Below are 20,680 nucleotides of genomic sequence, written 5' to 3' on the forward strand. Positions count from 1 at the left end.
TTTGCGCCCTGGGTTCCCTCGTTGTCGATGCGCAGCCTTGCGGAGGACGATCCTACGTTTGAACCCCGGGGGCGCATCAAGGGTCTCACGACGGCATATGCGCCGGGGTGCGATCCCAATCCGCCGGTAGTGCCGGAACCGGCCATCGCGGATCGGGCCGCCACTCCTCCCACCCGTCCGAGAACGGCCTGCCCCACGCGCGGATCACCTCGACCGCCGCCGCCCCGGCCGCCCTCACCCGCCGGGCCTGGGCCGCGTCCATCAGTCCCACCCGCTGGGCCTGCGCGAACTCGTCCTCGTCCCGCCACTGCCAAGTGCGGTCCGGGTAGACGGAGATGTCGAGAAAGTGGTCCTCGGAGTCGATCCCGCCCGACCACCGCGTGCGCGGCTCCTCCAGGTTCACGTACCAGCTCCGGAAGCGCCAGCCCCGCTCCCAGAACAGCCAGACCGACCAGGGATCGCCGGGGCGCGCCAGCTTGAGCACTCCGGTGCCGAACCAGCGCGCGCGCTCCGTGGTGCGCGGGGCGGTGTAGCGGGTCGCCAGCGGCTCCTCGTGGACGGGGGTGCCGTCCGCGAGCACGGGCTTGACGCACTCGGTGCCCGGCGCCATCCACACCGCGAGCAGTTCGTCGGTGTCCTGGACGACGGTGACCGGGCGGCAGATGTGGACGCGGCTCTTCAGGTCGGGGGCATTGCCGCGGTAGCGCCAGAGGATCTGGTCCCCCGGCGCCCAGTGGTGCATGCCTCCGGTACCTGTCATGCGCAGATCTTAGGAGCACGGTCAAGACCGCGCTGCGACCCGCGTCACGGCCGCGGTCACCGCCCGGTCATCGCGCCAGGTCCCGGCGGCGCCCGCGTCCGCGCCTCACGGCCGGGTCATCCGCAGCACGTCCAGCGCCTCGTCCAGCTGCGCCTCGGTGAGGTCGCCGCGCTCCACATAGCCGCCCTCCAGGACCACCTCGCGGATGGTCCGCCGCTCGGCCAGCGACTTCTTGGCGACCTTCGCCGCCTCCTCGTACCCGATGTACTTGTTGAGCGGGGTGACGACCGAGGGCGAGGACTCCGCGTACTCCCGCGCCCGCTCGCGGTTCGCGGTGATCCCGTCGACGGTGCGGTCGGCGAGCAGCCGGGAGGCGTTGGCCAGCAGCCGCACCGACTCCAGCAGGTTCTTGGCGATGACCGGGAGCATCACGTTCAGCTCGAAGTTGCCGGCCGCGCCCGCCGCCGCCACCGTCGCGTCGTTGCCGGTGACCTGCGCCGCGACCATCAGCACGGCCTCCGGGATGACCGGGTTGACCTTGCCGGGCATGATCGAGGAGCCCGGCTGGAGGTCGGGCAGGCTGATCTCGGCCAGTCCGGTGCGCGGCCCGGACGCCATCCAGCGCAGATCGTTGGAGATCTTGGTGAGCGAGACGCCGACCGTGCGGAGCTGGCCGGAGGTCTCCACGAGCCCGTCCCGCGCGCCCTGCGCCTCGAAGTGGTCGCGGGCCTCGGTGAGCGGCAGGCCGGTCGAGCGCGCCACCTCCGCGATCACGGCCGCGGAGAACCCGGGCGGGGTGTTGATGCCGGTGCCCACCGCGGTGCCGCCCAGCGGCAGCTCGGCGAGCCGGGGCAGCGAGGCCCGCAGCCGCTCCACGCCGTACCGCATCGCCGCCGCGTAGCCGCCGAACTCCTGGCCGAGGGTGACGGGGGTGGCGTCCATCAGATGCGTACGCCCGGACTTGACCACGTCCGCGAACTCGGCCGCCTTGCGCTCCAGGGCCTCGGCGAGGTGCTCAAGAGCCGGGATCAGATCGCCGGTGACGGCCGCCGTCGCGGCGATGTGGATGGAGGAGGGGAAGACGTCGTTGGACGACTGCGAGGCGTTGACGTGGTCGTTGGGGTGGACGTCCCGGCCGAGGCGCTCGCTCGCCAGGGTCGCCACGACCTCGTTCATGTTCATGTTGGACGAGGTGCCCGAGCCGGTCTGGAAGACGTCGACCGGGAAGTGCTCGTCCCAGCGCCCCTCGGCGACCTCCGCGGCCGCCGCCTGGACGGCCCCCGCGATGTCCTCGTCCAGCACGCCCAGTTCGGCGTTGACCTTGGCCGCGGCCGCCTTGATCCTGGCCAGCGCCTCGATGTGGGCGCGCTCCAGGCGCTGTCCGGAGACGGGGAAGTTCTCCACCGCCCGCTGCGTCTGGGCCCGCCACTTGGCGTGTGCGGGGACCCGCACCTCGCCCATGGAGTCGTGCTCGACGCGGTACTCAGTCTCGTTCATATCCCTGAACCTCCTGATAAAGATGAGCACTTGTCTTGTTCTAGCTATTCCCAATCGGCCCTACTGGCCAGTAAATACCGGTGGGCTGCTTTCTTCCGGGGGACGACCCCCGTACCCCCAGCAGCAACAGATACCGGGGAGGCGCAATGAGGCGCACCAGGAACAGACTTCGCTGTACGTTCGCGGCCGCCGTGGCCGCGGCGGCCGCGTTCGGGGGAATGACGGCGACGGCCGCGGCCGCACCCGCGGCGACGGTCCAGTCCACCCCCCTTCCGCCCGAGCTGGAGAGGATCCGCGCCGCCGAGGCGCTCAAGCTGTACGGGGATTCCGCCGAGCGGCCCATGGACCAGCGGAGAACGGGGCTGATCTCGCTCGGCGACAGCGAGATCTCCGGCGAGGGCGTCGGCACCTATGAGGCCGGCACCAACGGCCCCGACAACTGGTGCCACCGGGCGCCCGACTCCGCGATCCACCGCACCCAGATCCCCGTCGACGAGACGTACAACGTGGCTTGTTCGGGCGCGTACACCGGCAACATCCGGATAGGCGGCTCGAAGCAGTACGCGGACGAGCTGGTCCAGAGCGACAGCCTGGCCATCAAGGCCCGCAACACCCGCATCAAGATGGTGCTGCTGGTCGCCGGGGCCAACGACGACCTCCAGTTCGGCCCGGTGATGACCGACTGCGTGGAGCGGTACCTGCTGCTCCAGGGCCCCTGCGAGTCCAAGTACGCGCCGGGCTGGCAGGCGCGGGTGGACGGTCTGGTGCCCAAGGTCGAGGCGACCGTCAACGACCTGAAGAGCGTGATGCGCGACGCCGGGTACGCCGACGGCGACTACAAGCTGGTCGTGATGGGCTACCCGAGCCCGATCGGCCCCGACTTCCATGACAACCCCAGCTTCCCCGGCAAGCTGGTGTGCGGCGGCCTCGGCTACGACTCCGACACCGTGTGGGGCCGCAACACCGCCGTCCCGGCCTTCGAGCGGGGCATGCGCAAGGCGGCGGCCGACACCGGCGCCGTCTACCTCGACAACTCGCGGCTCTTCAACGGCCACGAGGTGTGCATGGAGGACACCTGGGCGCGCGGCCTCTACATCGACCTGTCCAAGCCGGGCCTGCCGGACTCCAACTCCGTCCGCCAGTCCTTCCACCCCAACTACCGGGGCCACGGCGCCTTCGCGTCCTGCCTCACCCAGATCTACGACTCGGGCCTGCGCGAGGCCAGTTGCGCCGACCCCGCGTCCACCGGCTCGCCGGTGCTCTACCCGCTCGCCTGGGACGACGCGTACCAACCGCTGAAGGGCGCGGCGACCGGCTCCTGCCTCGACGTGAGCGGCGCGTCCAGTGCCAACAACACCGCCGTCGTCGGCTGGGACTGCCACGGCGGCCGCAACCAGGGCTGGTGGTACGACGGCGCCCGCAAGTCGCTCCACACCCAGCTCACCCAGGACCGCTGCCTGGACGTGCCGGGCGCGAACTACTCGGCCGGGGCCAGGCTGATCATCTGGAACTGCCACGGCGGCGCCAACCAGGAATTCGTCCGCGACGGCGCCACCCTGCGCCCGGCGGCCGCCACCGGGCTGTGCGCCACGCTGGCCGCGGCCAGGGACCCGCTGACGCTGCGCCCGTGCGACGGCTCCCCGTCGCAGCGCTTCGCGTAACGCGGGCCACCGCATGACCGCCCCTCCCTTTAGGTTAGGCTGACCTAACTTACAGGGAGGGGATCGGGCGTGAGCGCCGAGGTCTATCGCGACACCTGGGGAGTCCCGCACCTTCGGGCGGCCGACGCCCGCGAGCTGGCGTACGCCCAGGGCCGGGCCACCGCAGTCGACCGGGCCTGGCAGCTGGAGGTCGAACGGCACCGGGTGCAGGGCACCACGGCCGCCTTCCTCGGCCCCGACGCGGTCGGCTGGGACGTCTTCGCCCGCCGCGCCCGCCTGGCCGACACGGCCCGCCGGTGCTTCGAGGCGCTGGACGCGGAGACGGCGGACTGGGTCACGGCGTACGTGGCGGGGGTCAACGACGGGCTCGCTCAGGGGGCGGGGGCCGGGCGGCCCGACGCGCCGGACGCGGGGGCCGCCGAGCCGTCCGGCTTCGCCCGGACCGGCCTGGCGCCCGGCCGCTGGGAGCCCTGGACCCCGCTGGGCGTCTGGCTCTCCACCCACATCCTGTTCGCGGGCTTCCCCACCAAGCTCTGGCGCGAGCGCGCGGTCGCCGTCCTCGGCCCGGACGCGGTGGAGCTGTTCGCCACCGACGGCCCCGGCACCTCCGGCTCCAACGGCTGGCTGGTCACCGGCGAGCACACCGCCACCGGCGCCGCGATCATCGCGGGCGACCCGCACCGCTTCATCGAGGACCCCGGCGTCTACCAGCAGATCCGCCTCTCCTGCCCGGAGTTCGACGTGGTGGGCCTGGCCGTCCCCGGCGTCCCCGGCATCGCCCACTTCGGCCACACCGGCTCGGTCGCCTGGGCCATCACCAACTCCATGGCCGACTACCAGGACCTGTACCGCGAACGCCTGCGCCGCGACGGTACGGACGTGACCGCGCTCGGCCCCGACGGCTGGGCCCCGGCGTCCGTCCACGTCGAGACGGTGGAGGTGGCGGGCGCGGCCCCGGTGACGGTCGAGGTGGTCGAGACGGACCGGGGCCCGGTGATCATCGGCGGCCCCGACGCGGCCGACGCCATCAGCCTGCGCCACCCGCCCCGCGTCACCTCCGCCCTCGGCTTCGCCGCGCTCCCGGCGCTGCTGCGGGCCCGGACCGCCGACGACGTCGACCGCGCCTTCGACGAGTGGGTCGAGCCGGTCAACGTGGTCCAGGCCGCCGACACCCAGGGCGGCCATCTGCACCGCGTGGCGGGCCGCGTACCGCTGCGCCACCCCGTCAACCGCGTACGGGTCGTACCGGCGTGGGAGGCGGCCCACGCCTGGACGGGCTGGGCCCCGATGCCGCGCGAGGAGGTGTCCGGGACGGCCGTGATGGCCAACCAGCGGGGCCTGGCGGGGCCGCTGGGCGTCGAGTTCGCGCCCCCGTACCGCGCGGACCGCATAGCGGCCCTGCTGGCCGCCTCGCGGTCCTGGACGGCGCCGGAGATGTCGGCGATCCTCCTGGACACGGACCTGGCGTCGGCGCGCCCGCTGCTGGGACTCCTGGCGGAGCTCAAGGGCCTGACCCCCCGGGCGGAGGCCCTGCGGGACCGTCTGACGAGCTGGGACCGCCGCATGGAGGCGGACTCGACGGACGCGATGGCGTACGCGACGGTGCGCGAGCGGGTGGTACGGGCTCTGGCGGCCCACCCGTCCTTCGCGGACCTCGCCGAACTCCCGCCCCTGCCCGACCTGTTCCTGCCCTGGCTGGCGCTGACGCCGAGGATCGCGTTCGCGCTGGAGACGATCCTGACGACGCCGATGCTGCCGGAGCTCGACCGGGCGGAGCTGGTGCGGGCGGCGCTGGAGGAAGTGGCGTCCGAGGGGGAGGAGTTCGGCCCCTGGGGCGAGGCGCACCGGCTGGCGCCCTGGCAGGCACTGCCGGTACCGGAGGAGTGGCCGGGCCTGGCGGGCGACCACGACTGCGTCCTGTCCACCAGCAGCGTCCCCGGCCTCACACACCGCGCCGCCCGCGGCCCGGCCGCGCGGTACGTCTGGGACCTGGCCCGCCGCGAGGACAGCCTCTGGGTGGTCCCGTTCGGCGCGTCCGGCGCCCCGGACAGCCCCCACCACCGGGACCAGCTGCGGCTGTGGGCGCAAGGGGAACTGGCGCGGGTCGTGACCGACTGGAGCGAGCTGAGGAGAGAGACGGTGTACGAGCGGAGCACCTACGTGTACGAGGAGAAGGCGCCCGGCTTCGGAACGGTCCGGCTGCGTCGGCTGGACCCCTCGCACGACGCGGACCTGGTCCACTCGTGGGTCACCCAGGAGCGGGCACGTTTCTGGGGGATGCTGGACGCGGACCGCGCGTACGTGGAGGAGACCTACGCGTACGTGGACTCCCTCCCCACCCACCACGCGTTCCTGCTCCTGCTGGACGACGAGCCGGTGGGGCTGTTCCAGACGTACGAGCCGGCGGCGGATCCGCTGGGGGAGTGCTACGAGGTGCGCCCCGGCGACGTCGGCATCCACATCCTGGTGGCCCCCGCCCCGGGCACGCCGCGCCCCGGCTTCACGGGCGCGCTGATGAAGTCTCTGATCGACTACGTCCTCTCCGACCCCGCCCACCAGCGGATCGTGGTGGAACCGGACGTCCGCAACGTGAAGTCGATCGAGCGGATGGTGCGGTCGGGGTTCGTGCTGGGGGAGGAAGTCCAGAAACCGGAGAAGCGGGCGCGCCTGGCATTCCTGGAGAGGCCCCCCACCCCGCCCGTTCCCTGAAGCCCTCTGGCGGGCGGCCGGGTGGTGGGTCGGGGCGGGCTGCCGGGGGCTTCGCCCCCGGGCCCCCTGAGTTCGTCCGCGGGTCGGTGGCCGGTTGCTCGCGCAGTTCCCCGCGCCCCTAGGGGGTGCGGGCGAGGGCGAAGCCGAGCATTCAAGGGGCGCGGGGAACTGCGCGACCAGCCACAGCGGACCCGCAGACAAACGAAGCGGGGCGCAGGGGCCGCAGGCCCCGCAAAACGGGGTCCGGGGGCGCAGCCCCCGGGAAACCCACCCCCGCCCCCCACCCACCCCCGGAGGGTCTAGGTGAAGGGGCGGGGTGGGGCCAAAACCCCGGTTACTGCACCGCACCCCGCACCGGAATACTCAAAAACGTAGGCGGCTCAGCAGGCGCCTGGAAGAAGTCGTTGCCCTTGTCGTCGACGACGATGAACGCCGGGAAGTCCTCGACCTCGATCTTCCACACCGCCTCCATCCCCAACTCCTCGTACTCGACGACCTCCACCTTCTTGATGCAGTCCTGAGCGAGCCGCGCGGCGGGCCCGCCGATGGACCCCAGGTAGAACCCCCCGTGTGCGTCGCACGCCGCAGTCACCTGCCCCGACCGGTTCCCCTTCGCCAGCATCACCTTGGACCCGCCGGCCGCCTGGAACTGCTCCACGTAGGAGTCCATGCGCCCGGCCGTCGTCGGACCGAAGGAGCCGGACGCGTAACCCTCCGGCGTCTTCGCGGGGCCCGCGTAGTACACCGGGTGGTCCTTGAGGTACTGCGGCATCTCCTCGCCCGCGTCCAGCCGCTCCTTGATCTTGGCGTGCGCGATGTCGCGCGCCACGACCAGCGGCCCGGTCAGCGAGAGACGGGTCTTGACGGGGTACTTCGTCAGCTCCGCCAGGATGTCGTCCATCGGCTGGTTGAGGTCGATCCGCACCACGTCACCGGACTCGTCCAGGTGCTCGTCCGTCGTCTCCGGCAGGAACCGCGCCGGGTCCTTCTCCAGCTCCTCCAGGAACACGCCCTCGGCCGTGATCTTCGCGACCGCCTGGCGGTCCGCCGAGCAGGACACGGCGATGGCGACGGGCAGCGAGGCGCCGTGCCGGGGCAGCCGCACCACGCGCACGTCGTGGCAGAAGTACTTGCCGCCGAACTGCGCGCCGATCCCGATCTTCTGCGTCAGCTCGAAGACCTTCTGCTCCAGCTCCTCGTCACGGAAGCCGTGCCCGGTCGGCGAGCCCTCGGTCGGCAGCTCGTCGAGGTAGTGCGCGGAGGCGTACTTCGCGGTCTTGAGCGCGAACTCCGCCGACGTACCGCCCACCACGATCGCCAGGTGGTAGGGCGGGCACGCCGCCGTACCGAGCGAACGGATCTTCTCCTCCAGGAACTTCATCATGGAGGCCTCGTTCAGGACGGCCTTCGTCTCCTGGTAGAGGAACGACTTATTGGCCGAGCCGCCGCCCTTCGCCATGAAGAGGAACTTGTACGCGCCGCCGTCCGTCGCGTACAGCTCGATCTGCGCGGGCAGGTTCGAGCCGGTGTTCTTCTCCTCCCACATGGTGAGCGGGGCCATCTGCGAGTAGCGCAGGTTGAGCTGCGTGTACGCGTCGTAGATGCCGCGCGAGAGGGCTTCCTCGTCGCCGCCCGACGTCAGCACGTTCTGGCCGCGCTTGCCCATCACGATCGCCGTGCCGGTGTCCTGGCACATCGGCAGCACGCCCGCCGCCGCGATGTTCGCGTTCTTCAGCAGGTCGAGCGCCACGAACTTGTCGTTGCCCGACGCCTCGGGGTCGTCGATGATCTTCCGCAGCTGGGCGAGGTGCGCCGGGCGGAGGTAGTGCTGGATGTCGTGGATCGCCTCGGCGGCCAGCTTGCGCAGCGCCTCCGGCTCGACCTTGAGGAACGTACGGCCGTCGGCCTCGAAGGTGGAGACACCCTCGGAGGTCACCAGTCGGTAGGGCGTGTGGTCCTGCCCCAGGGGGAGCAGATCGGAGTACGCGAACTCTGGCATGTGTACGGCCATTCCTCACTCGGCAGACAGCGGCTGACCTCCATTGGCACAGCACCCTCAAGCGTATGCCGCCGCCACGGCTCCGATCCTGTGAGGTAAGGCTCAGTTGCGACCGGGGCCGGGCGCCGCGCCCGCACTCGCGTACCCCTAGTCGCGATCTATCGCGTTTGGGTACGCTGACTCCGTGGACCTCGAAAAGCACGACGCCAAGGCGCAGCCCGTGGATCCCGCCCCGCTGCGCGCCTCCGACGCCGACCGCGACCGGGTGGCCGACATCCTGCGCGAGGCCCTCGCGGAGGGCCGGCTGGACGCGGAGGAGCACGCCGAGCGCATCGACGGCGTCTACCGCGCCAAGACGGTGGGCGAACTGGAACCGCTGGTACGGGACCTGCCCGCGGCGGCCGGCGGCGCGCACCGGTTCGGCGTGCCCCCGTCCTCGTCGTCCACGCCCGCGTATGCGACCGCACACGCCCCGGACGAGGCCGCGGGGCCGGTCGCGGCCGAGAACCTGGTCGCCGTCTTCTCCAGCTCGACCCGCAAGGGCCGCTGGCGCATCGGCCGCCGCACGAACGCCTTCGCGCTCTTCGGCAGCGTCGAGATCGATCTCACCGAGGCCTATTTCGAACAGCGGCTTTCCGTCATCAACGCCACCTCGGTCTTCGGCAACATCGAGGTCCGGGTCCCCGAGAACCTCACCCTGCGCGGCAGCGGAACCGGCGTCTTCGGCAACTTCGAAGTGGACACGCTGGAGGCCGAACACCCCGAGGCACCCGTGGTCGTCGTCAATGGATACGCGGTATTCGGCAACATCGAGGCCAAGCCCAAGCGCGGCAAGCGGATCGCCGACCTCCACGACCGCCTGCGCAAACGCCTCGACTCCTGACGCGTCGCGTCCGCACACTTCAAGTCATCGGCGCACGATCGGAATTCCGGACATCGGAACTCAGTGCATAGGCGCGCGCACAGCGGGTAGGGACTGTCGCATCGTCGCTCGCTCGCGAAGCCGTCGTCAGCCGTCGTCAGGAGTTGGCCGTGCTGCATCCGCCGCATCAGTCCCTGCAGGTCGCCGTCGCAGTCCCGCCGCAGCGCGGCCCAGCTCGGGAGGACCAGGCGGGCCCGTGGCACACGGAGGCGGTCTGCCGCCGGGACGAGGCGGGGCTGTTCTTCGCCCCCTCCAAGGAACCGACGGCCGCGCGCCTGTCGCGCGAGGAGGCCGCCAAGCGCGTCTGCGCCCGCTGTCCCGTGATGGTCGAGTGCCGCGAGCACGCCCTGCTGATGCCCGAGCCGTACGGGGTGTGGGGCGGGCTGACGGCGGCGGAGCGGCGCGTGGTGCTGGCCCGGCGGCGCCGGCGCGAGGTCGAGCTGAAGAAGGCCGCGTCCGCCGCCTGACGCGCGCGTACGTACGCGAAGGGGCGCTCCCGTCCGCACAACGGGGGCGCCCCTTCACGTACGTACGCGACCTCGGCCGCTACTTCGCGCGGTCGAAGTCGATCTGGCTGTAGGCGCGCAGCTTGGAGAGCCGGTGCGTGGAGTCGATCTGGCGGATCGTGCCCGACTTCGAGCGCATGACCAGCGACTGGGTGGTGGCGGTCTCGGCGCGGTAGCGGACACCGCGCAGGAGCTCGCCGTCGGTGATGCCGGTGGCGACGAAGAAGACGTTCTCGCCGGAGACCAGGTCGTTGGTCGAGAGCACCCGGTCGAGGTCGTGGCCCGCGTCGAGCGCGCGCCGGCGCTCGGCGTCGTCCTTGGGCCACAGCTTGCCCTGGATGGTGCCGCCGAGGCACTTGATGGCGCAGGCGGAGATGATGCCCTCGGGCGTGCCGCCGATGCCCATCAGCAGGTCGACGCCGGTGCCCTCGCGCACGGCCATGATGGAGCCGGCCACATCGCCGTCGGAGATGAACTTGATGCGGGCGCCGGTCTCCCGGATCTCCTTGACGATGCCTTCGTGGCGCGGCCGGTCGAGGATGACGACCGTGACGTCCTCGGGCGAGGAGTTCTTGGCCTTGGCGACGCGCCGGATGTTCACCGAGACGGGCGCGTCGATGTCGACGAAGTCGGCGGCCTCGGGCCCGGTGACCAGCTTGTCCATGTAGAAGACGGCGGACGGGTCGAACATCGTCCCGCGGTCGGCCGCGGCCAGGACCGCGATGGCGTTGGGCATGCCCTTGGCGTTGAGCGTGGTGCCGTCGATGGGGTCGACGGCGATGTCGACCTCGGGCCCGGTGCCGTCCCCGATGCGCTCCCCGTTGTAGAGCATGGGAGCTTCGTCCTTTTCTCCTTCCCCAATGACGACGACGCCGTTCATGGAGACGGTGGAGACGAGGGTGCGCATGGCGTTGACCGCGGCGCCGTCCGCGCCGATCTTGTCGCCGCGCCCGACCCAGCGGCCCGCGGCCATGGCGGCGGCCTCGGTGACCCGGACCAGTTCCAGGGCGAGGTTGCGGTCGGGGGCCTCGGGCGAGACCTCCAGCTGGGGCGGCAAGTTGTGCTCGGTCATCGGAGCGCACCTTTCTGTACGGCGACGGCCGGTCGAAATCAGAGGGTCCCTGGACTCTATCGTCACATCGACAAAATGAGCAGAGGGGGCCACGTATGAGCAGCGACATGACCTGAGACCATGGGGGCGTGGCAGGAACACGTGGCAAGCAGAGTGTGCGGAACATGCTGCAGTCGTTGGCGGTGATCGGTATCGCCGTGGCTGTGATCTACATGTTCGTCCCGCACGACGGAAAGAAGGACCCCGTCAAGGCGGTCGACTACCGCGTCGAGCTCTTGACGGTCCGCCGCGCCGCGCCGTACCCGGTGGCGGCGCCGGTCGGGCTCCCCGACCAGGACAAGTGGAAGGCGACCTCGGTCACGTACGACGGCCAGGCCGACAACGCCTGGCACCTGGGCTTCCTGGACCCGGAGAAGGAGTACGTGGCGATCGAGCAGTCCTCGGCGCCCGACCGGGACAAGTTCGTCCGTTCCGTAGCCAAGAAGGCGGCGAAGACGGACCACACCCAGCAGATCGCGGGCGCGACCTGGCGCCGCTGGGAGGGCCCCAAGTACGACGCGCTGGTCCGCGAGGACAAGGGCTCCACGACCGTGGTGACCGGCACGGCGGGCTTCGCGCAGCTGGAGCGGATGGCGGCGGCGCTGGAGCTGAAGAAGGCGTGATGTCTGGGTGACGTGGGTCTGTGTGACCTGGGTCTTTGTGACGTCGTACGGCGAAGGCCGCCGCACCCCACTGGGGCTGCGGCGGCCTTCGGCGTACGGGCCGGGCTGAGGCGGGGCTCAGACGGTGGTGACGACCTCGTCGTAGGCCAGGCGCGGGCTGCGCGGGTACGACGCGTCCTCGCCCGGCTTGCCGATGTTGACGACCATCAGCGGGGTGTGGTCGCCGTCCAGGAACTCCTTCTGGATGCCGGCGCCGTCGAAGCCGGTCATCGGCCCGGCGGCGAGCCCGGCGGCGCGGACGCCGACGATGAAGTAGGCGGCCTGGAGCGCGGCGTTCAGACCGGCGGCGTTCTCACGGGTCGGCCGCTCGCTGAAGAACACGTCCTTGGCCTGCGGGAACGCCGGGAACAGCGTCGGCAGCTCCTCGTGGAACTCGTTGTCGGCGGCGAGGATGGCGACCAGCGGGGCGGCGGCGGTCTTGGCCCGGTTGCCCTCGGCCATGTGCGCGACCAGCCGCTCACGCGCCTCGGCCGAACGCACCAGCACGATCCGCAGCGGCGTCTGGTTGAAGGCGGTCGGCCCGAACTTGACCAGGTCGTAGATCGCCTGCACCTGCTCCTCGCTCACCGGCTCGTCGGTGAACGTGTTGGCAGTACGGGCCTCGCGGAAGAGGAGGTCCTGGGCGGCGGGGTCAAGGGCGAGAGACATTACGTACCTTCCGGACTTACGGGGATTCCGCTTGTGGGGGATTCAAGCGGCGACGCCACCGTACGACGGAGTTAGGTTAACTTTCAACTAATGGGGTGCCTGGGTGACTGTCCTCACAGCCCCCCACCCCGCCCCTCCCCGAAAGCCCTCTGGCGGGCGGCCGGGGGCCGTGCCCCTGTGCCCCGGTTCGTTCGTCTGCGGGCCGGTGGGGGCTGGTCGCGCAGTTCCCCGCGCCCCTGGGGGGTGCGGGTGGCGGGCGAGTACGAGTGCGAGGGCGAAGCCGAGCCATTTAGGGGCGCGGGGAACTGCGCGACCAGCCACGCACGGTCCGCAGACGGACGGGGTCTGGGGCGGAGCCCCGGCTGCACAGCTCAGTAGCGGGGTGCAAGGGCCGCAGGCCCCGCTCGGGGGCTGGGGGCGGAGCCCCCGGGAGAACCCCCACCTCAACCCACCCCCACCCCCGGAGGGTCTAGGGAAGGGGCGGGGAGGGGAAGCTCACCCCTCGGCCTCCAGCGCCGCATCCAACCGAGCCCGAGCCCCCTCCAACCACCGCCGGCACACCTTCGCCAACGCCTCCCCCCGCTCCCACAGCGCCAGCGACTCCTCCAGAGTCGTCCCCCCGGCCTCCAGCCGCCGCACCACGTCGATCAACTCGTCCCGAGCCTGCTCGTACCCGAGCGACTCGGACGACGCCGACGCCCCGGCCCCCGACACGGACGCCCCGGACGCGCCGGACGCGTCCGACACGCTCACCCCCGACGCGGACGCGTCGCCCGCGTCCCCACCCGAACCAACCTTCGCTGCCATACCCGTCACCCTACGCATCCGTCCCGACGACAACCGTGAACTCCCCCTCGGCCACCCTGGCCCGCAACTCCTCGCCCCCGGCGACCTCCCCCGGCGCCCGCACCACCGCCCCGTCCGCCCGCTGGAGCACCGCGTACCCCCGCTCCAGCGTCGCCGCGGGCGAGAGCGCGACCACGCGCGCGCGGGTGTGCGCCAGCTCGGAGTCGGCCCGATCGAGCAGGTGGCCGAGGACCCGGCGCGAGCGGTTCACCAGCGCGTCCACCTCGTCCGCCCGGTCGTCGACCATCCGGTGCGGCCGCTCCATCCAGGGGCGGCCGAGCACCCCGGCAAGCCCCCGCTCCTCCCGGTCGACGAGGCCGACGACATGCCGCCGAGCCCGGTCCCGCAGCATCCTGACCCGGTCCAGCTCCTCCCCGACGTCGGGGACGACCTTCTTCGCCGCGTCCGTAGGCGTCGACGCCCGCAGATCCGCGACCAGGTCGAGCAGCGGCGAGTCCGGCTCGTGCCCGATCGCCGAGACGACCGGCGTACGGCACTCGGCCACCGCGCGCACCAGCTGCTCGTCGGAGAACGGCAGCAGATCCTCCACGCTGCCCCCGCCCCGCGCCACGATGATCACGTCGACGTCCGCGAGCCCGTCCAGCTCCTTCACCGCCTGGACGACCTGCGGCACCGCGTGCACCCCCTGCACCGCCACGTTGCGCACCTCGAAGCGCACCGCGGGCCAGCGCCGCCGCGCGTTCTCCAGCACGTCCCGCTCGGCCGCCGAGGCGCGGCCGACCACCAGGCCGACGAGCTGCGGCAGGAACGGCAGCGGCCGCTTGCGGTCGAGCGCGAACAGCCCCTCCGCCGCGAGCGACTTCTTCAACTGCTCCAGCCGGGCGAGCAGTTCGCCGATGCCCACGGGCCGTATCTCCGCGGCCCGCAGCGACAGCTGGCCGCGCGGCGCGTACCACTCCGGTTTCGCGTGCACCACGACGCGGGCGCCCTCGGAGACGACGTCCGCCACCGCGTCGAACACCTGCCGGTAGCAGGTGACCGACACCGAGATGTCGTGCGACGGGTCACGCAGCGTCAGGAACACCACGCCCGCGCCCGGCCGCCGCGAGAGCTGGGTGATCTGCCCCTCGACCCAGATCGCCCCCAGCCGGTCGATCCAGCCCCCGATGAGCCGCGACACCTCACCGACCGGCAGCGGCGCCTGCGCACTCGTATTCAGACCCATGTACGCAGGCTAACGGCCCCCACTGACACCGCCTCCGAACGCACCGCCTCCGAACGCACCGCCTCCGAACACACCGCCTCCCAGCGTCTACCCCACCCGCCCGAACCTCTCCGCCCCCTGCACCATCAGCACCCCCACCCCCAGCACCAGCCACACGAACCCCACCACCTGCGCCGTACGTGTCGCCTCCCACATCACCGCCACGATCACCGCCGCACCGACCAGCGGCAGCACCACATGCTTAAGCCAGTTGGGCGCGCCCTCGCGGCGGCGTACCGCGTACCAGCCGATCACCGACGCGTGCAGCAGCAGGAACGCCGTCAGCGCGCCCATGTCGACCACCGAGACCAGATGGTCCATGCCGTCGTCGCGCCGGGCCGCCCAGACCGCCGCCACCAGCGTCACCCCGGCGGCCACCAGCAGCGCCGCGCGCGGCACGCCCGAGTCCGTGCGCGCCAGGACCTTCGGCAGCCGCCGCTCGCGCGCCATCGCGAAGACCAGACGGCCCGCCGCGGCCTGCCCGGCCAGCGCCGCGAACGCCGCCCCGATCGCCTTGCTCACCGCCACCAGATCGTGCAGCCAGGTGCCCACGGACGCCTCCACGGTGTCGTAGAAGGCCGAGCCCTGCCTGACCGGCTCGGCCGCGAGCTCCGCCGACGGGACCGGCGTGAGCAGCGCCGCCAGATACGTCTGCGCCACGAACAGCACGCCCGCCAGCGCCAGACAGAACAGCACCGCGCGCGCGACCTTCTCCGAACCCCCGGTCACCTCCTCCGCGAAGGAGGCGATCGCGTCGAAGCCCAGGTACGAGAGCACCGCCACCGACACCGCGCCGAGCACCGCCGTCAGCGAGAACCCGGCGTCCCCGGCGAGCGGCGACAGCCAGTCGCGCCGCGCCCCGTCCCGTACGAGCACGACCACCGCCGCGGCCACGAACACCAGCAGGACGGCGATCTCCATGGCGAGCACCGCGAAGCCGACCCGCGCCGCCGCCCGTACGCCCCAGAGGTTGAGCGCCGTGGTGATCACCACGGCCAGCGCGGTCCACACCCACCGGGACACCTCCGGGACCAGCGAGTGCATCGCGATCCCGGAGAAGAGGTACGCGACGGCCGGGATCAGCAGATAGTCGAGCATCGCCATCCAGCCCGCGATGAACCCGGCCCCCTCGCCGAGCCCCGCGCGCGCGTAGGCGAAGACCGAGCCCGCCTGCGGGGCGACGCGGACCATCTGGGCGTAGCTGAATGCGGTGAACGCCATGGCGACCGTTGACACGACGTAGACGAGGGCGACCGCGCCGTGCGACTTCGCGTCGAGCGTGCCGAAGATGCCCACGGGAGCCATCGGGGCGATGAACAGCAGCCCGTACACGACGAGGTCACGGAAGCCCAGGCTGCGCCGCAGCCCGCCGTCCCCGGACACCCGCCGCCCGCTCTCCCCGCCCGCCCCGCTCTCTTCGTTCCGCGCGCTCATGCGGCCAGTCTCGTCGGCCGGACGATCTTTGGCCCGCCGGGCAGCGCAGGGGTGTCGGACCCCGGCCGTACCATGGAGCGCATGACTGCAACGCCTGCCCGCCGTGTCCTGCTCGCAGCACCCCGTGGCTACTGCGCGGGTGTGGACCGCGCCGTGATCGCCGTGGAGAAGGCCCTGGAGCAGTACGGGTCTCCGATCTACGTCCGGCACGAGATCGTCCACAACAAGTACGTCGTGCAGACCCTGGAGAAGAAGGGCGCGATCTTCGTCGACGAGACGGCGGAGGTCCCCGAGGGCTCGATCGTCATGTTCTCGGCGCACGGCGTGGCGCCGACCGTGCACGAGGAGGCGGCCGAGCGGAAGCTCGCCACCATCGACGCGACCTGCCCCCTGGTCACCAAGGTGCACAAGGAGGCCGTCCGGTTCGCCAACGAGGACTACGACATCCTCCTGATCGGCCACGAGGGCCACGAGGAGGTCATCGGCACGTCCGGCGAGGCCCCCGACCACATCACGCTGGTCGACGGCCCCGAGGACGTGGCGAACGTCGAGGTCCGCGACGAGTCGAAGGTCGTCTGGCTCTCCCAGACGACGCTCTCGGTCGACGAGACCATGGAGACGGTGGACGCCCTCAAGGAGAAGTTCCCGCTGCTCGTCTCCCCGCCGAGCGACGACATCTGCTACGCGACGCAGAACCGCCAGATCGCGGTGAAGCGGATGGGCGCCGACGCGGACCTGGTCATCGTCGTCGGCTCCAAGAACTCCTCGAACTCGGTCCGCCTGGTCGAGGTCGCCCTCGGCGCCGGCGCGCGCGACGCCCACCTGGTGGACTTCGCCGACGAGATCGACGAGGCCTGGCTGGAGGGCGTGACCACGGTCGGCCTCACCTCCGGCGCGTCCGTCCCCGAGGTGCTGGTCGAGGGCGTACTGGAATGGCTCGCCCAGCGCGGCTTCGAGGACGTCGAGCTCGTCAAGGCGGCGGAGGAGTCGATCACGTTCTCGCTGCCGAAGGAGCTGCGCCGCGATCTGCGCGCGGAGGCGGCGGAGCTGTCCGGGAAGTAGCCGGGCCCCGGCCCGCGACGGCCGGGAGCAGCACGGAACGCCTGGTCACGGGCGCTGACTGGGTGACTGTCAGTGCCCGCCCGTAACGTGGTGTCCATGAACGTGTTCGGAGTGGACATCGGCGGGTCCGGGATCAAGGGTGCTCCCGTGGACCTGGAGCGCGGCGACCTGACCCAGGAGCGGTACAAGGTCCTGACCCCGCACCCCGCGACACCAGAGGCCGTGGCGGACGGCGTCGCGGAGGTGGTCGGCGAGTTCGGCTGGTCTGGCCCGGTCGGCATCACCTTCCCGGGCGTCGTCACGGGCAACACGATCCGCACGGCGGCCAACGTCGACGACGCCTGGATAGGCGTGGACGGGGCGCGGCTGCTCGCCGACCGCCTGGGCGGCATGCCGGTGACGGTGATGAACGACGCGGACGCGGCGGGCGTGGCCGAGATGAGCTTCGGCGCGGGCCGGGGCCGCAAGGGCACGGTGATCCTGCTGACGTTCGGTACGGGCATCGGCAGCGCGCTGTTCCTCGACGGCCGCCTGGTGCCCAACACGGAGCTCGGCCATCTGGAGCTGCACGGCCACGACGCGGAGAAGCGCGCGTCGACCAAGGCCAAGGAGGACGAGGACCTGACCTGGTCCCACTGGGCCCGCCGCGTCCAGAAGTACCTGGCCCACGTCGAGATGCTCTTCTCGCCGGAGCTCTTCATCATCGGCGGCGGAGTGAGCCGCAAGGCGGACAAGTTCCTGCCGCTGATCGAGGGGATCCGCGCGGAGATGGTCCCGGCGGAGCTGCAGAACAACGCGGGAATCGTGGGGGCGGCGATGACGGCGGGCCGCCGGTAGCGACGGGCGGGGCGGGGGCGGGTGCGGGGCGAGTGCGCCCGACAGCTGCCGCCCGCCCGGTGACTACCGCCGGGGCCCGGGCCCGGCGGGCCGGGCCCTGCGCCGCCCCATCAGCCGCAGCTTCCGTACGCTCGCGATCAGCCCCGCCACCAGCGTGCCGCCGTACAACCAGCCGGCGTGCAGGGCCAGGGCGGTGACCACGGCCATCGCCTGACCGCCGAGGCCGCCGGAGCCGCCCGCGATGGGCACGACGCCGAACGCGAAGGCGATCGGCACGCTGATGGGCGCGCTCACCAGGTCGGCGGGGCGCACCCAGAGCGCGGTGACGGCGCTGACCGGCAGGAACAGCACGCCGTACACGGCGGGCGAGCCGTCGAAGATCAGCCAGTCCAGGCAGCCGAGCAGGAACATGACGGCCGCCGCGAAGAGCCCGCCGCCCAGCCCCGTGAGCCGGGGCTCGGGAAGCCGGCGCAGGGCCAGTACGAACGGAGGGGCGGGCCGGGCAGCCACCCGGTACACGGCGGCCGCCTCCCCGGCGGCCGCCTGCGGCCCGAGCGGCGGTCGCCCGGAGGTACGGCCGGGCGCGCGCCCGGCCGGGCCGTCGGCCGTGCGTGCTGCTCGCTGTCCGTGCTGCGGGGTGTGCGTCCTGTATTGCTCCACCGCACCAACGTAGGTCGCGACAGGGGAAGAACCACCCGTGGGACACGCCCTTTGGGTGAGCTTGGCGTTGCGTTCGACGCGAAACCGCCCCCGGAGGCGGTAAAGAGGGCCGGAGCCCGACCCGGTGAGGGCCGTCGCCGACGACCCGACACGCCCGTAAACTGGTGAGTCGGCCCCCATCCGCGGGGGCGTCGGCCCCCGGCCCGGGGGCGGACGGACCATCACCCTCGTACCGGGAAGTCGCCACGTGTCGCTCACGATCGGAATCGTCGGTCTGCCGAATGTCGGCAAGTCGACCCTGTTCAACGCCCTGACCAAGAACGACGTGCTGGCGGCCAACTACCCGTTCGCCACCATCGAGCCGAACGTCGGCGTCGTCGGCGTCCCCGACGCCCGTCTCGGCAAGCTCGCCGAGGTCTTCGGCTCGCAGCGGATCCTGCCCGCCACGGTCGACTTCGTCGACATCGCCGGCATCGTGCGCGGCGCGAGCGAGGGCGAGGGCCTGGGCAACAAGTTCCTCGCGAACATCCGCGAGTCGGACGCGATCTGCCAGGTCATCCGCGCCTTCAAGGACGAGAACGTCGTCCACGTCGACGGCAAGGTGTCCCCGAAGGACGACATCGAGACGATCAACACCGAGCTGATCCTCGCCGACCTCCAGACGATCGAGAAGGTCCTGCCGCGCCTCCAGAAGGAGTCCCGGATCAAGAAGGACGTCGCCCCCAAGGTGGCGGCGGTCGAGGCGGCGAAGGAGATCCTGGAGAAGGGCGACACGCTGTTCTCGCAGGGCATCGTCCAGGGCACGGAGAAGTCGGAGCTCCTCCACGACCTGCACCTGCTGACGACGAAGCCGTTCCTGTACGTCTTCAACGTCGACGAGGACGAGCTCACCGACGACGCCTTCAAGGCCGAGCAGAGCGCGCTGGTCGCCCCCGCCGAGGCGATCTTCCTCAACGCCAAGCTGGAGCAGGACCTCGCCGAGCTCGACGAGGCGGACGCCCTGGAGCTCCTCCAGTCCGTCGGCGCCGAGGAGCCCGGCCTGGCCACCCTCGCCCGCGTCGGCTTCGACACCCTCGGCCTCCAGACGTACCTGACGGCCGGCCCCAAGGAAGCCCGCGCCTGGACCATCAAGAAGGGCGCCACGGCCCCCGAGGCGGCCGGTGTCATCCACACCGACTTCCAGAAGGGCTTCATCAAGGCGGAAGTCATCTCCTTCCACGACCTGATCGAGACGGGCTCGGTCGCCGAGGCCCGCGCGAAGGGGAAGGCGCGGATGGAGGGCAAGGAGTACGTGATGCAGGACGGGGACGTGGTGGAGTTCCGGTTTAACGTGTAGCCAACTAGTTGCTGTACGTGAGATAGCTGCGTCAAGCGTGCAGGTGCCAGAAGGGGTCGGACTCCGGCGAGTCCGACCCCTTTTGCGTTCCCGTGCTGACTTGGTGCTGACTTTTCAGTGGCTCTGCGGCGGTGTGAGCTTGCCGAGGTCCAGGCTGATCTCGAAGGGCACCGGGCGCTGGAGGGTGCCCCGGAAGATCCCGGCGGGCGCGTAACTGCCGGTGGGTTCGTCGAGCTCGTAGACGTGGACGACAGGTGCGCCCTCCTCGTCCTCGATGCACCAGTAATGGGGGATGCCGGCCTCCGCGTACTTGCGGAGTTTCACGGTGCGATCGCGATGAGCGGACTCGGGAGATACGGCCTCCACGACGAGCTTCACGTCCTCCGGGGCGTACCAGGTGCGGTCCGGGTCATAGGGCATGTCCGTCAGCAAGAGGTCCGGCTCGGGGCGGTTGCGGGCGTCGAGGCGGATCGTCATCTCCCGCTCGACCTCGAAGCCGGCCGGTGCCTGCGCCATGAGCGTTGTGGTCAAGGCGGTGACGAGGCGGCCATGCCAGGACCGCTGTGGCGACATCATGAAGACGAGGGCTCCGTCGATCAGCTCGGTGTGGCGCGGCGCTTCCGGAAGGCGGTCCAGGTCCTCCGCGAACCAGCCTTCCGCGCGCGGCGGGCGCATCCAGTCGGGCAGTGCGGTCATGGCTTCACCGTACCGGCTCCGAAGCGACGGGGGCCGGGGCTTCGCCGGGGTGGGAGCGAGGTCCGGAACCGCCCCCGACTGTGATCGA

18 protein-coding genes are annotated in these 20,680 nt (G+C 71.5%); 8 read left to right on the forward strand and 10 right to left on the reverse strand.

What is annotated here, in order from left to right; genetic code table 11:
- Positions 1-85: 85 nt before the first annotated feature.
- Positions 86-760: a DUF402 domain-containing protein gene (locus BX283_RS25745; RefSeq protein WP_101389863.1), complete on the reverse strand. Its 675-nt coding sequence runs from the start codon at positions 758-760 to the stop codon at positions 86-88.
- Between the two features lie 105 nt (positions 761-865).
- Entirely contained in the window at positions 866-2,257 is a 1,392-nt protein-coding gene (locus tag BX283_RS25750; protein ID WP_101389864.1) for an aspartate ammonia-lyase, read from the reverse strand.
- 146 nt (positions 2,258-2,403) lie between these two features.
- Between BX283_RS25750 and BX283_RS25755 the strand changes: the two genes are divergently transcribed.
- Both BX283_RS25755 and BX283_RS25760 read left to right on the forward strand, forming a co-directional pair.
- Positions 2,404-3,918 carry a ricin-type beta-trefoil lectin domain protein gene (locus BX283_RS25755; RefSeq protein ID WP_101389865.1) on the forward strand — a complete coding sequence of 505 codons (1,515 nt, stop codon included), beginning with the start codon at positions 2,404-2,406 and terminating at the stop codon, positions 3,916-3,918.
- Positions 3,919-3,987: 69 nt separating this feature from the next.
- Entirely contained in the window at positions 3,988-6,627 is a 2,640-nt protein-coding gene (locus BX283_RS25760) for a GNAT family N-acetyltransferase (RefSeq protein WP_101389866.1), read from the forward strand.
- 334 nt (positions 6,628-6,961) lie between these two features.
- Here the strand turns inward: BX283_RS25760 and BX283_RS25765 are convergent, their stop codons facing one another.
- Positions 6,962-8,626 (reverse strand): fumarate hydratase, encoded by a 1,665-nt coding sequence (locus tag BX283_RS25765; RefSeq protein ID WP_101389867.1) that lies wholly within the window; start codon positions 8,624-8,626, stop codon positions 6,962-6,964.
- A 184-nt stretch (positions 8,627-8,810) separates the two neighbouring features.
- On the opposite strand from BX283_RS25765, the gene BX283_RS25770 reads away from it, so the two are divergent.
- The gene (locus BX283_RS25770; protein ID WP_101389868.1) at positions 8,811-9,509 is read left to right on the forward strand and encodes a DUF1707 domain-containing protein; all 699 of its coding nucleotides are present in this window, start codon (positions 8,811-8,813) and stop codon (positions 9,507-9,509) included.
- A 149-nt stretch (positions 9,510-9,658) separates the two neighbouring features.
- Complete coding sequence (locus BX283_RS25775) at positions 9,659-10,015, forward strand: WhiB family transcriptional regulator (RefSeq protein ID WP_067163559.1); 357 nt, start codon at positions 9,659-9,661, stop codon at positions 10,013-10,015.
- 79 nt (positions 10,016-10,094) lie between these two features.
- Here the strand turns inward: BX283_RS25775 and glpX are convergent, their stop codons facing one another.
- On the reverse strand, positions 10,095-11,126 hold the full coding sequence (gene glpX / locus BX283_RS25780; RefSeq protein WP_101389869.1) for a class II fructose-bisphosphatase: 1,032 nt from the start codon (positions 11,124-11,126) through the stop codon (positions 10,095-10,097).
- 128 nt (positions 11,127-11,254) lie between these two features.
- Between glpX and BX283_RS25785 the strand changes: the two genes are divergently transcribed.
- Positions 11,255-11,788 carry a DUF4245 domain-containing protein gene (locus BX283_RS25785; RefSeq protein WP_101389870.1) on the forward strand — a complete coding sequence of 178 codons (534 nt, stop codon included), beginning with the start codon at positions 11,255-11,257 and terminating at the stop codon, positions 11,786-11,788.
- 117 nt (positions 11,789-11,905) lie between these two features.
- Here the strand turns inward: BX283_RS25785 and BX283_RS25790 are convergent, their stop codons facing one another.
- The 4 genes from BX283_RS25790 to BX283_RS25805 all read right to left on the reverse strand — a co-directional run bounded on the left by BX283_RS25790 (position 11,906) and on the right by BX283_RS25805 (position 16,001).
- Positions 11,906-12,496, reverse strand: a complete 591-nt coding sequence (locus BX283_RS25790; RefSeq protein ID WP_101389871.1) for a malonic semialdehyde reductase — start codon at positions 12,494-12,496, stop codon at positions 11,906-11,908.
- A gap of 495 nt (positions 12,497-12,991) precedes the next feature.
- Positions 12,992-13,303: an exodeoxyribonuclease VII small subunit gene (locus tag BX283_RS25795; protein ID WP_257583849.1), complete on the reverse strand. Its 312-nt coding sequence runs from the start codon at positions 13,301-13,303 to the stop codon at positions 12,992-12,994.
- Positions 13,304-13,313: 10 nt separating this feature from the next.
- Entirely contained in the window at positions 13,314-14,528 is a 1,215-nt protein-coding gene (xseA, locus tag BX283_RS25800) for an exodeoxyribonuclease VII large subunit (protein ID WP_101389872.1), read from the reverse strand.
- Between the two features lie 87 nt (positions 14,529-14,615).
- Positions 14,616-16,001: an APC family permease gene (locus tag BX283_RS25805; RefSeq protein WP_101389873.1), complete on the reverse strand. Its 1,386-nt coding sequence runs from the start codon at positions 15,999-16,001 to the stop codon at positions 14,616-14,618.
- Positions 16,002-16,073: 72 nt separating this feature from the next.
- On the opposite strand from BX283_RS25805, the gene BX283_RS25810 reads away from it, so the two are divergent.
- Positions 16,074-17,063, forward strand: a complete 990-nt coding sequence (locus BX283_RS25810) for a 4-hydroxy-3-methylbut-2-enyl diphosphate reductase (protein WP_180357252.1) — start codon at positions 16,074-16,076, stop codon at positions 17,061-17,063.
- Positions 17,064-17,159: 96 nt separating this feature from the next.
- Positions 17,160-17,900, forward strand: a complete 741-nt coding sequence (gene ppgK / locus BX283_RS25815) for a polyphosphate--glucose phosphotransferase (protein ID WP_101389875.1) — start codon at positions 17,160-17,162, stop codon at positions 17,898-17,900.
- 63 nt (positions 17,901-17,963) lie between these two features.
- On the opposite strand, the gene BX283_RS25820 is transcribed toward ppgK, so the two are convergent.
- A complete protein-coding gene (locus BX283_RS25820; RefSeq protein ID WP_373979290.1) occupies positions 17,964-18,560 on the reverse strand; it encodes a DUF6542 domain-containing protein in 597 nt (198 codons plus the stop codon).
- 247 nt (positions 18,561-18,807) lie between these two features.
- Between BX283_RS25820 and ychF the strand changes: the two genes are divergently transcribed.
- Complete coding sequence (gene ychF, locus BX283_RS25825; RefSeq protein WP_101389877.1) at positions 18,808-19,896, forward strand: redox-regulated ATPase YchF; 1,089 nt, start codon at positions 18,808-18,810, stop codon at positions 19,894-19,896.
- Between the two features lie 114 nt (positions 19,897-20,010).
- Here ychF and BX283_RS25830 read toward each other — a convergent pair whose 3' ends face one another.
- Positions 20,011-20,592: a Uma2 family endonuclease gene (locus tag BX283_RS25830; RefSeq protein ID WP_101389878.1), complete on the reverse strand. Its 582-nt coding sequence runs from the start codon at positions 20,590-20,592 to the stop codon at positions 20,011-20,013.
- Positions 20,593-20,680 lie beyond the last annotated feature (88 nt).

The sequence above is a fragment of the Streptomyces sp. TLI_146 genome (assembly GCF_002846415.1).
Taxonomy (GTDB): Bacteria; Actinomycetota; Actinomycetes; order Streptomycetales; family Streptomycetaceae; genus Streptomyces.